Consider the following 12411-nt stretch of genomic DNA (forward strand, 5'->3'; position numbering starts at 1 on the left):
GCTGCCTTGTACTACTCTATTCTGAACTTAGACAAAGATTCCTTCAATCCATTGGAGACGTTGCTCAGTTTATTTGACAGTAGGACAAGTTGTTCTCCCACGCTCTGCTGTTCATTACTTAGCGAAGCCACTTCCTCAGAGGTAGCCGATGATTCTTCAGCCACCGCACTTACATTACCCATGGCATCGGAGAGAACTGCCTGCGATTCATTCAGCGTCTCGATGGATTCGGTTACCGAGCCAAGATGGTTCAAGAAGTTCTCCATTTGCTGCTGTACCGAGATAAAGATTTCATTGGTTTCCTTCACCGAGCTGATCTGCTCCGCGAACAGCGGATTGGCTGCAGCCAGAGCTTTGACAGTCTGATTCATCTCTTCCTGAATTTGATCCGTAATGTCAGCGACCATCGTGATCGACTGCCGCGACTGTTCAGCCAATTGGCGAATCTCATCCGCAACAACCATGAATCCGCGTCCGGCTGTACCTGCTCTAGCCGCCTCAATGGTGGCGTTAAGAGAAAGTATATTGGTCTGCTTCGTAATATTCTGCATGACCTCCAGCACTTTCAGAACGGAGGACGTGCTGTTCTTCAAGGAATCTACCTTTTGACTTAATGCATGCGTAATCTCAGAGGTCGAATTGGTCTTGTTCAGCAAAGTGTTCAAGTATTCTGTACCTAAATGGCTGGACTTCTCTACCTCTTTAGCCGATACCTGCATCGACTTGTTGGCCTCAATAACAATATTCATCTGGTTGAGAATATTCTCAGAAAGACTGTTGCCGCGTTCTGCCTCATTCGCCAGACTCCCTGCACCATTGGCGATTTCCTCAGTAGCAATCGCAATCTCTTTGGCTGAGAGAGCCGTCTTGTCCGATGCAAGAGTTAGATCCTTGGCTGTATCCAGCACTTCCTGGGCTGATACATTCGTCTGCTTCACAAGCTCGGTAATCTGCTCCATCATCAGGTTGAAGCTCGCGGCAAGCTGGCCAATTTCATCCTTGGATTTATGAGCCACACGAACGCTCAGATTGCCCTTAGCTCCCTCCTGCATCAGATCCTTCATATTCCCCAGAGGTCTTGCGATCATTCTGACCATCCAAACCCCAATCAGAATGGCAATTATGGCTACGACAAAGGCCGAAATAAAGGTGGATACAAGAATGCCTTTGGCGTCCTTAGTCAAATTGCCGGTAGGCACAACGCCAAGCAGCTTCCACCCTGAAGAGGCCTGGGTGCTATAAACGGCAAGCACCGACTGGTTTGCCACGTCCTTGGTGAACAAGCTTCCCGAGTTCTCTTTTTGTACTGCGAGCGAGGTGAATTCAGTCTTCTTACTGTTGTTCTTTATATTGGATGAAGCAACTACCGTAGCATCCGGTGCTAAAATTTGAAGCTCGGCATCATCACCAAGATCAATCTTCTTCAGCTGATCCGAGAGGATTTGAGTCTTGATATCTGCAATAAGATAATAGCTTTTGCTTCCCCCTCCAATTGTGGTCATCGTCTTAATCACACGGAATACAGGTTCACCGGTCGTTAATGTGCCTGGATCCACTCTCCGCCATTTGGCTGACCCTCTCTCTTGGAAATCCTTGCTGGAGTATCTCTTACTGAAGTCAGTAAGCAGCTCCTGGTCAACTGTACCCGCACCAATTCCTTTGAAAGATCCGTCCGAAGGAATTACATATACCCCCTGCACTCCATTTGTAGAGAATGCCCAGGTTCCGAATTTCTTGGAGATGGTATTGTTAAGAGCATAGCGGTCGTAATCCCCAACGGAGTCTGACCCGATGGCCATCATCGCTTTTTGAATATCCGGGTCAAGATAAGCCTGTTGAAGCCCATCTTCATACTGCTTCAGCACAATATCGAGCTTCTCAGATGTTTGAATGATCGTCTGCTGGTTTGCATCTTTTGCCGTATTCTCAATCGTATTCTTGGCCATTTGATAAGATAGAATTCCCAGAGTTAGTACAAAAAACATAATAGCTACAAAGAAAATCAGAAACAGCCTAACACCTACGGACTTGGACGGGTCTACCGCACCCAGCTTCACGTTACCTATACTCGTAACCGCTTTCTTACCAAGCCCAGTTAACTGCTCTTTCCCGAATTTTTTTGCAGTCTTTTCGTTGTTATCCTTCTTTGGAACTAAATTCATGATCGCTCCCCCGCCAGTTTCGTAATAAAGTCATAAGATTAGGATTCCAGGCCTACCACTATTTTCTTACTGATAGTATCATAACGCTTTCTTTTTCTCAATTTAATTGTAACTATTTTCCTAAATTAAGAGAAGGCTGCAATCCACAGAATCTTATCTTTTATATCGGCAGGTTTTGGAAAAAAATAACCCCTCATCTTAAAAAGATGGAGGGTTATTTACAAAGAGCTTTACTTCTTTTTACGCATCATGTCAAAATAACGGACGGGCTGGTCCACTTTCATGCGAATCCGCTGTAAAGGATGCCGCGCAGCCGCAAGTTCTACGCCCTGTTCATCCCAAATCTGCCCTACCGTCATCTTAAACGCGGAGCCGCCTGGCCCGAAGAACTCAATTTCCTGCCCTGGCTTAAAGTGGTTGCGCTGCTGAATAAGCGCTATACCGCTCTCCTCATCGTACTCCAGAACCAGACCAGCGAAATCGTAAGGAGCGGCTTTCTCTTCCGGTTCATAGATATGATCCTCATGATCAGGAGTGTCATAGAAGAAGCCCGTATTCAAAGGTCTGTTAGCAGCTTTGTTCATTTCTTCGATCCATTCCGGCTTGAGCACGTAATTCTCGGGATCAGCCATATAGGAATCAATGGCTTGACGGTAGACATTAACAACCGTGGCCACATAGTGAATGGACTTCATTCGACCTTCGATCTTGAAGCTGTCCACCCCCACATCAATGAGGTCCGGAATATGGGCAATCATGCACAAATCCTTGGAGGACATGGTAAAGGCATTATCCTGCTCCTCAAAGAGAGGAAACTGGTTCACACCCAAGTTAAATTGCTGCAGCACTTTGCTGTCCCGCGCTTCTTCCTCGGATACCCATACCTGTTCACTCCGGCCGTCTTCAAACAGGTCATACTTCCAACGGCAGGACTGGCAGCAGCCGCCCCGGTTGGAGTCACGGTCCGTGAAATGGTTCGACAGCACACAGCGTCCCGAATAAGATGAACACATAGCCCCATGGATGAAGGCCTCGATTTCGATATCCACCTTATTCTTGATCTCCGCGATTTCTTCAAGGCTCGTCTCACGGCCAAGCACAACACGCGGCAGTCCTTCTTCCTTCCAGAACTGCACAGCCTGCCAATTGACCGTAGACTGCTGGGTGCTTAAGTGAACCTCAAGACCCGGAGCCACCCGCTTTGCGGTCTCCACAATAATTGGATCAGCCGCAATAATCGCCGAGATCCCTACTTCCTCCAGATTGCGCAAATACTCCTCAATCCCGGCAATATCTTCGTTATGGGCATAAATATTTGTTGCGACAAAAACTTTAGCCCCGTATTTCTTCGCGAATTCAACACCCTCACGCATTTCTTCAAAGCTAAAATTATCCGCATTAGAGCGTAGTCCGTACTTTTGCCCCCCAATATAGACGGCATCCGCCCCGTAATGGATCGCAAATTTCAGCTTCTCCAGATTTCCCGCCGGAGCAAGCAGTTCAGGCTTGTCCAAGCGGTACCGTTTGCCTGTATATTTCGGTTTATGCTGCTGTGTTGTAGGCATATATTCGTTCCCCCTTAGTAGACCTGTTCTTTGTAAAAGAATCCAAACGACAATTCACGTTCAGGGTCCTGAACTTCCCTAATGGCATCGAGCCATTCTTCTTGGAACTCATAACCCTCTGGATCTTGGAAGTATGCATCCATGGCTGTGCGGTATATTTGAATAACCTTACAATTATAGTCCATTGGCTTAAGAAGAGTCTCAATCTTCAAGCTGTCCAATCCGGCTTCAAGCAGGATATGCAGATCCTCAAGGATGCAGATATCATCCGAGCTCATGATATGCGTACCGTTAATGTCTTCATAGATCGGGAACTTCTCTTCCTTGCGTTCGGCCTCAATCAGGAAGAGCCCCCGCTCCAGGCCAAGATTCTCACCTTCAACCGGCCGCCCTTGATGGGTCATATAACTCCGGACCAGCCTGCGTTTGGAATGGTAGATGTTCGTCATTCCGTGCACCTGAACCTGAGCCTCCACCTGCAAATGAGGTTTCATTCCAGTCAATTCATCCATGTTCAGTTCTCTCGCCAGAACAACCCGTGAAGCACCCTTGGAGCCCCAATAGTTGGCTGTGGCATAGTTAGTAGAGGTCATTTCCGCATTCCAGTGGAGTTTAATTCCTGGAGCATGCTGGTTCACTGCACGAAGCACAGCCGGGTCGCCAAATTCAACTGCATCCACGCCTGCTGCGGCCAGCGCTTCTACATAGCTTGGAAGCTCTCCCAAAATCTCATTACTCATCAGGTTGTTTAGACTAACATACACCTTTGCCTGTCTGTCATGTGCGATACGTACAGCCTCTTCTATCTCGGTTAACGTCATACTTCCGGGCAATCTCATTCCGAATTTGTCCTCGCCAATCAGTACCGCTGTGGCTCCGGAGGCAATATACGCTTCAACCTCGCGAAGAGAACCGGCGGCGGCGAGAAGCTCAGGTTTGTTTCCGTTCACTTCATACACCTCAGTTATTATTTAGCTGTTGTCTTGCTTATCTTGATATTCTTCAAATGTTCAGCATAGGTCTTGGCAAACAAGTGCTCATGGGAACCATCTTTCTTGGTTACGTAAAATAGATAATCCGAGGTATCCGGCTCCAGTGCGGCCTCGATGGACTTAAGGCTTGGACTCGCGATCGGACCCGGCGGAAGACCTTTATACAGGTATGTGTTATAAGGGCTGTCCACTTTCCTTAAATCACTGTTAAGCAGGCGCTCCTTCGGCTTTCCAAGCAGATACTGAATGGTCGCGTCAATTTCCAGCTTCATGCCCTTCTTCAGACGGTTATAGATGACACTAGCAACCAGCTTTCTCTCCTTGTCCACCACAACCTCCCGCTCAATCAGGGAAGCTACGGTAAGCACCTCCGTCAAAGACATCTTCCTCATCTGCAGCTTCAGATGCCAGTCCGGGATTTCATCAAGCCTGGACTGAAGCTCCTCCAGCATCCGGGTCATGATCTCCTGCTCGCTGCTGCCCTTTTTCAGTTCATAGGTCTCCGGAAACAGAAGGCCTTCAAGCCTGTACAGCTGCTTTGGCTGCGATGGGATTTCCTTCAGCAGAGGAAGCTCGATACCCGAAGGGTCTTTAGCGAGTTTAAGGAATTGAGCCTTATCTACAATCCCTTCTCCGCTAAGCCGGTCCGCCATCTGCATAACCGTATATCCTTCAGGAATCGTGAAATGGACCATGTCCACTTTCACGACATCGCCATGATTTAACTTCCCGATGATTTGATCATAAGTCATGCTCGGGCTTAATGCATAAGTACCGGCCTGGAACCTTGAGCCTTCTGACTTATATTTCAAGTAGACCTTGAACAATAGCGCATTTTTAATAATACCCTCCCGCTGCAGTTGATCCGCAATCAGGGAAGTGCCACTGCCTTCCGGGATGTTAATCTTGATGTCTGCACCTGAAGAGCTGACAGGACGCATTTGAATATATGCATAGACGGCTGCCCCACCTATGATGAACACGAGTGCAAGAACTATGACGGCGAACCGTCTCCTGAATTTACTCAAGCTGTTCAACTCCCTCTATAATACCATACAAAAAGAGCGGTGAATGCCGCTCTTCTTGTAGTAATGCTATAACAAAGCAGGACCCTGATCAATCAGAAAAAGAGAACTGGATTTTACTCAGGAAAAGTCAGCTCATCATAAAGCTCCGATACGTTCTCCCACTCATCATCGTCATCAATCGTTACAAGTTCAAGATTGCCATCTTGTGACGTCATGATCTTCAGGATTTCAGGCTCAGCTGGCTTACCATCCTCATCAGGCAGAAGCACCGCATAGGCTTGACCCGCGATATCAAATTCCTTCTCAACCCGGTAATAGGAGGTACGACCTTTCTCATCATGAAGCTCAACCACAGGTCCAAAGGCTTCCCTTACACGGGAACTCCAAACCACATGTTCAGCCGAGTACTCAGTCATGCTCTTCCTCACCACCCAGCTCGTCAAGCAGTGTGTTGAATGTTTCTTCAACAATCTCCCACTCTTCGTCGCTCTCGATTGTGAACAGCTTCAGATCATCGCCATCTTCCTCATAACGGAAAGCGTACACTTCTTCGCTGTCTTCGTCTGCCTCTTCAGAGTCAAGCGGTACGACCATCATATACTTTGCGTCAGAACCATCCACTTCGAATTTCATAATCACTTCGAATTCCTCTTCATTTCCCTCTTCATCAGGGATGTAGATAATTTCCGGTTCTTCTTCGTTATTCATGCGATCGTTAGCCATTTGCCATCACCCTCACCTTTTGCTCTTAGAATCCAAGAAATTTTGCAAAATCAGCGTCGCGGCCAGTTGATCCACGACCTGTTTGCGTTTTTTTCGGCTGACATCAGCCTCAAGCAGCGTCCGCTGTGCAGAGACGGTTGTTAGCCGCTCATCCCAAAGGTGAACCGGTAAACCAAGAACCTGCCGTAATTTCTCAGCAAACTCTATGCAAATCTCCCCACGGGGACCCACTGTGCCGTTCATGTTCTTCGGAAGTCCGACGACGATTTCCTCGGCTTCATATTCCTTCACAAGCCCGGCAATCCGCTTCAGTTCAGATTCGTCGCCCCGGCGCTCAATAGTCTCCAGCCCCTGGGCCGTCCAGCCGAAAGTATCGCTTACGGCTGCACCGATTCTGCGGTCCCCGTAGTCCAAACCTAATATCCTCATTGCTGATCTCCTATTTCTGCGGGAAACGGAGCGTTCTTCCTACTTGTGGCCGGCCAAATAATATCTGACCAGTTCCTCAATCAGTTCATCCCGCTCTTTCTTCCGAACCAAACTTCTCGCATTGTTGTGACGCGGTATATATGCGGGGTCACCCGACAATAAATAACCGACAATCTGGTTAATCGGATTATATTCCTTCTCCTGCAGTGCTTCATATACCGACAATAGAATTTCCTGTGCCGAAGCCTCATGCTCATCGCCTTTGACGTTGAACTTGACTGTTTTATCCATGGAGTCCAAGATGACACCTCACTTCTACGAACATTTGCCCGCGGGAAATTGCAAGCCGTGCAGCCTGCCTCCTTAACTATAACATATTCAGGCTCCCATAAGGAAATATTTGAGGGAAGAATCATCCTGATTATGGAATATTACTCTGCGGATGCCCGAACCAATTGCTCGGACAGCTTGAGCGCCTCGTCCAGCTTGGAAGCGTCTTTACCTCCGGCCTGAGCCATATCCGGACGGCCGCCGCCGCCGCCGCCGCACAGCGCTGCCAGCTCTTTCACAAGCTTGCCGGCGTGCAGCCCGCGCTTCACTTCCTGCTGGGGTACTGCAACCACGAAATTCACTTTATCCTCTACGACTGCGCCGAGCACAAGTACAGCCTCAGGCAGCTTGAGCTTTAATTCATCCGCCATTGTTCTTAGAACGTCCATACTTCCTGCCTGAACCCGGGCAGCCAGCAGCTGGGTGCTGCCAATGGTTTGAACCTGGCTGGTAAGTGCCCCGGCCTCAATACCGCTGAGCTTAGCCTGAAGTGATTCGTTCTCACGGCTCAGTTCCTTCATCTGTTGTTGAAGGCCTTCAAGACGCTTAGGCACTTCATTCACATTTGACTTCAACAAGGCAGCCGCCTGCTTAAGCAGCTCCAGTTGAGTATCCATATATTCATAAGCCTGACGGCCGGTTACCGCTTCAATCCGGCGAACGCCAGAGCCGATCCCACTTTCGCTAACCAGCTTGAACAGACCGATCTGGGATGTGTTCTCCACATGACATCCACCGCACAGCTCGAGACTGTATCCGCCGACTTGAACCACACGGACAATATCTCCGTATTTCTCGCCGAACAGAGCCATAGCTCCCATGGCTTTAGCCTCATCAATCGGCTTCAGCTCAATAATAACGTCAAGGCTGTTCCAGATCTGCTCATTCACGCGGCGTTCAATTTCCGTGAGCTCTTCAGGGCTGATACTGCCCAGATGGGAGAAGTCAAACCGCAGACGGCCCGGTTCTACCAGAGAGCCAGCTTGGTTCACATGCTCGCCAAGCGTCTCTTTAAGCGCTTTGTGAAGCAGGTGTGTCGCCGTATGGTTCTTGATAATATCACTTCTTAATCCGCGGTCCACTTCAGCGACAATGGTATCTCCGGTCCGAAGTTCTCCAGACTCCACCTTCACGATATGCACAAACTGCCCGTGCGGAGCTTTGTAGAGCCCTTCCACTCTGGCGTTTCCGGCATCGCCGCGGATGACGCCTTTATCGCTAACCTGACCGCCGCTTTCCGCATAGAACGGAGTCTTCTCAAGAATAATCTGACAGGACTCGCCCTCAGACACCACATCGGCAAAAGCATCACCGACAATAATTGCGGCGATCTTGGATTCAGCAACAAGCTCATTATAACCAACGAATTCGGTTTTAGTCGTGTAATCTGCGAGCACGCCGCCTTGAACCTTCATGCTCTCATTCTCGTGACGGGCGGCACGTGCACGGGCGCGCTGCTCCTGCATGGCAGCCTCAAATCCTTCACGATCCACGCCAAGACCATGCTCTGCGGCATAATCTTCAGTCAGATCAAGCGGGAACCCGTAAGTGTCATACAGCTTAAATGCATCAGGGCCGCTGATGACCTGCTTGCCAGCTGCCTTAGCTTCCTCGCTGATGTTTGCAAGAATGGCCAGTCCGTCGGTCAAGGTCTCATGGAACCGTTCCTCCTCGTTACGGACAACCTTCTCGATAAATTCACGCTTGGTAATGATATCCGTGTAGTAGGCACCCATGATTTCACCCACCACTTCAACGAGAGTGAACATGAACGGCCGGTCAAGGCCGAGCATTTTGCCATAGCGGACTGCCCGGCGAAGCAGACGGCGGATAACATATCCGCGGCCTTCGTTAGATGGAAGCACCCCGTCAGCCACCGCAAAAGAAACGGTCCGGATATGGTCAGCGATAACCTTCATAGCCACGTCATGGTCATTGTTAACCCCGTATGGAACGCCAGCGATCTGGCTTGTTTTAGCGATAATCGGCTGGAACAGATCGGTATCGAAGTTGGAATTCACGTTCTGCAGAATTGATGCAAAGCGCTCAAGCCCTGCGCCAGTATCGATATTCTTATTAGGAAGCGGGGTATAGGAGCCATCCTTGTTATGGTTGAACTCCGAGAATACTACGTTCCATACTTCCAGGAAGCGCTCATTCTCTCCGCCTGGATAACACTCAGGATCGGACAGATCCCCATAGGCCTCTCCCCGGTCATAGAAAATTTCCGTACAAGGTCCGCATGGGCCTTCACCGATATCCCAGAAGTTATCCTCAAGCTTCACGATCCGTTCAGCCGGAAGACCGATCTTCTCGTTCCACAGCCTGTAAGCCTCTGTATCCTCCGGATATACGGTAACAGACAGGCGCTCCGGATCGAAGCCGATCCAGTCCTTTCCAGTCAAGAACTCCCATGCCCAGGTTACCGCTTCTTCCTTGAAATAATCGCCGATGGAGAAGTTGCCCAGCATTTCGAAGAACGTGTGGTGGCGGCGGGTTTTGCCGACATTCTCGATATCATTGGTACGAATACATTTCTGAGAGTTGGCAAGCCGTGGATTCTCCGGCTTCACACGCCCGTCAAAATAAGGCTTAAGCGGTGCCATTCCTGCATTAATCCACAAAAGGGATGGATCGTTATGCGGAACGAGGGACGCACTCGGTTCAATTTTATGCCCCTTAGAAGAGAAGAATTGCAGCCATTTGGAGCGGATTTCACTAGCTTTCATAAGGAATAGCCTCCTAAACATTAAATAAAAAACAAAAAACGCCCCTGAATATCAGGGACGATGAGCTCGCGGTACCACCCTGGTTATCTTTTCCCTTGACCTTAAGGCCCCCGGAAAAAAATCTCCTTGGACGGCTGTAACGGAGCCACCGGCGGGTTTGGCCCGCTCTCTGAGATCAGCTTTCGGCACAACCGGAATTAAGGCTCTCACACCCATTGCCTGTCCATAATAATGAAGCTTGAACAGCAAAGGAACCTTTTCTCTGAACAATCCGGAACTGAACGTACTTTATCTCATCAACGATTTGACATATACATTCAAGTATATAAGTCAATGCCCAGAGCTGTCAATGTCCCTTATACCGGCTTCCGCCGCACGTAATAAGCATAGAAATGCTGGATAATTACTTTCAGAACGGCAAAGCAGGGAACCGCCAGGATCAGTCCCGGAATACCTGCGATCTCACCGCCTGCCAGCAGCGCAAATATAATCAGCATCGGATGCATATTCAGCGTTCTTCCCACCACCTGAGGGGAAATCACATTGCTCTCCAGCATCTGGCAGATAAAATTCACCACAATGACCATCAGCACCATTTTCCATGACACGACCGAGGCCATAAGCACCGCTGGAGCGGCCCCAAGAAACGGTCCAAGATAAGGAATGATGTTACATACGGCCACCACGCTCGCCAGCAGCAGGGCATAAGGCATGCCAATAATCATGTAACCGATGTAAGCAAAGGTTCCAATAATTACACATACCAGAAGCTGGCCCCGGATATAGCTGCCCAGAGCATCGTCAATTTCCTTCATCAGCAATACAATCGATTTGCGCCGTGTATGAGGCAGGAAGGTAATAACCATACGTTCCATGACTTCAAAATCCTTGAGCATATAGAAAATCAGAAACGGAATGATGAACGCATTGAAGATCACTCCGATGGTTGCACCTATGTTGTTCATGAAATCGGAAATGCCGGCTGCAAGCTTCTGCTCCAATTGAAAGAACCAGTTGTTCATCCCGAGCCGGACACCGCTCGGCAGGAACGAAGTATCCCAACTGTTCATAATTTGCTGTGTGTGCAGGGTCAGTTCAGGCAGATGCTCACTCAGCTCGCCTAGCTGATTCATGAACATCGGAATCATATTTGCAAGAATAACCGCAAGGCTGGTGAGAAATACCGCATAGATGAGCAGAACAGCCGCTGTGCGCGGAACTTTCCGTTCCCCAAGCAGCTTAACTACCGGATTGAGAATATAAGAAATAATCAGTGCGATAACAAACGGTGCAAAAATAACTCTCAAGAAACTAAAAATTGAACCAATGACGGGTCTCAGCAGCCACAGGAAATACACAATGATCAGTCCCAGCAGCACCCAGAGCCCGTAACGGAACACCTTGCTGTTCCAGAATGGTTCCATATGTATCTCCTCCTTACGCGGACTGGCTGTACGTAAAGAGTATATGCTGACCCGATGGAAAATAATCGGATGACTAAGACAAGTTGGCAGAAAATAAAAACGATGCAAAAAGCCGTCTGACGGAAAAGCTCCAAGTAAAGGAGTTTTGCCGCCTGACGGCGTCAGGGATTCCATATGTATGCAATCCGCAATTTATTAAGAGGACGCATGAATCTGAGGGAAGTCCTGAACCATTTCCTCCCCGAAAAACAGATCATCGAGTGAGCTCAGGGTTCCATCCTCTTCGACCTGGTATACCGACATTTTCTCTCCGTTAACAGTCAATTCAATAAAGCAGCCCCAGCAATAGAACTGATGGGAGCCAATCTTGCCGATATCTTTCGAGCTGCAATTTGGACATTTCATCATCGTATCACACCTATTCGTTAGCAGTATAAATCCCTTTTTCGAGCCTCTCCTCGCTTAGCGGAGGCACGATGACGGCATTCTCGCCCTTCGTCATATCTGAAGTATAGGGCAGCCATTTGCGGCCTTCCATCAAATCGGAAATAAATCCGTCACTTATTTCCAATCCTACTATTGTATTTCCCACTTCCTGGTCAAAATAAACATCACTGATATGCCCAATCATAACACCGTCACTCGTAAGCACAGGAAGTTCCCTGAGTTTACTGCTGCCTTGGACAAACGTTAGCTGTATATTCTCGGCTTCCAACTTGCGGACAGCCTGCTGGTTGCGGATCATAACGGCGTCTTCGCCATAAGCGACGATATCTTCCCACAGGACACCCTTAACACTGGTTGAGAACAGGCCTTTGCTCTCCAGTTCAATGGCCTCAATCTTCCAGTCGTTGCTAAGGATAATATCCAGGACTTTCCCGATTTGCTTGCCGTTCTCAACATCAAATACTGATAGTCCAATCAACTCTTGAAGTTTCATGTCCCGGATCCCTCCTGCCAAACTTTATGGTATCTAAACTAAAGAAATAGATACACAGCTTGCAGTATGCAGCCAAAAAGCCGAGCCGA

General features: G+C 48.7%; 12 protein-coding genes. All 12 read right to left on the reverse strand.

Annotation, left to right across the window (positions count from 1 at the left end):
* Positions 1 to 11 precede the first annotated feature (11 nt).
* Positions 12 to 2162 (reverse strand): methyl-accepting chemotaxis protein, encoded by a 2151-nt coding sequence (locus KJS63_RS05165; RefSeq protein WP_213618198.1) that lies wholly within the window; start codon positions 2160 to 2162, stop codon positions 12 to 14.
* Between the two features lie 230 nt (positions 2163 to 2392).
* Positions 2393 to 3727 carry a peptidase U32 family protein gene (locus KJS63_RS05170; RefSeq protein ID WP_213618199.1) on the reverse strand — a complete coding sequence of 445 codons (1335 nt, stop codon included), beginning with the start codon at positions 3725 to 3727 and terminating at the stop codon, positions 2393 to 2395.
* Positions 3728 to 3741: 14 nt separating this feature from the next.
* A complete protein-coding gene (locus KJS63_RS05175; protein WP_213618200.1) occupies positions 3742 to 4677 on the reverse strand; it encodes a peptidase U32 family protein in 936 nt (311 codons plus the stop codon).
* 17 nt (positions 4678 to 4694) lie between these two features.
* On the reverse strand, positions 4695 to 5747 hold the full coding sequence (gene mltG / locus KJS63_RS05180; protein WP_213618201.1) for an endolytic transglycosylase MltG: 1053 nt from the start codon (positions 5745 to 5747) through the stop codon (positions 4695 to 4697).
* A gap of 113 nt (positions 5748 to 5860) precedes the next feature.
* Entirely contained in the window at positions 5861 to 6163 is a 303-nt protein-coding gene (locus KJS63_RS05185) for a DUF1292 domain-containing protein (protein ID WP_068615903.1), read from the reverse strand.
* On the reverse strand, positions 6156 to 6470 hold the full coding sequence (locus tag KJS63_RS05190) for a DUF1292 domain-containing protein (RefSeq protein ID WP_068615901.1): 315 nt from the start codon (positions 6468 to 6470) through the stop codon (positions 6156 to 6158). Before KJS63_RS05190 ends, KJS63_RS05185 begins: the two co-directional genes overlap by 8 nt.
* A 12-nt stretch (positions 6471 to 6482) precedes the next feature.
* Positions 6483 to 6899 (reverse strand): Holliday junction resolvase RuvX, encoded by a 417-nt coding sequence (gene ruvX, locus KJS63_RS05195; RefSeq protein WP_213618202.1) that lies wholly within the window; start codon positions 6897 to 6899, stop codon positions 6483 to 6485.
* 39 nt (positions 6900 to 6938) lie between these two features.
* On the reverse strand, positions 6939 to 7199 hold the full coding sequence (locus KJS63_RS05200; RefSeq protein ID WP_068615897.1) for an IreB family regulatory phosphoprotein: 261 nt from the start codon (positions 7197 to 7199) through the stop codon (positions 6939 to 6941).
* Between the two features lie 131 nt (positions 7200 to 7330).
* Positions 7331 to 9958: an alanine--tRNA ligase gene (alaS, locus tag KJS63_RS05205; RefSeq protein ID WP_213618203.1), complete on the reverse strand. Its 2628-nt coding sequence runs from the start codon at positions 9956 to 9958 to the stop codon at positions 7331 to 7333.
* 356 nt (positions 9959 to 10314) lie between these two features.
* Positions 10315 to 11382: an AI-2E family transporter gene (locus tag KJS63_RS05210; protein WP_068615892.1), complete on the reverse strand. Its 1068-nt coding sequence runs from the start codon at positions 11380 to 11382 to the stop codon at positions 10315 to 10317.
* Between the two features lie 195 nt (positions 11383 to 11577).
* Positions 11578 to 11787 (reverse strand): hypothetical protein, encoded by a 210-nt coding sequence (locus KJS63_RS05215; protein ID WP_187386117.1) that lies wholly within the window; start codon positions 11785 to 11787, stop codon positions 11578 to 11580.
* Between the two features lie 13 nt (positions 11788 to 11800).
* Positions 11801 to 12322: a PRC-barrel domain-containing protein gene (locus KJS63_RS05220; protein WP_213618204.1), complete on the reverse strand. Its 522-nt coding sequence runs from the start codon at positions 12320 to 12322 to the stop codon at positions 11801 to 11803.
* Between the last annotated feature and the right edge of the window lie 89 nt (positions 12323 to 12411).

Source organism: Paenibacillus sp. J22TS3 (assembly GCF_018403205.1).
Taxonomy (GTDB): domain Bacteria; phylum Bacillota; class Bacilli; order Paenibacillales; family Paenibacillaceae; genus Fontibacillus; species Fontibacillus tuaregi.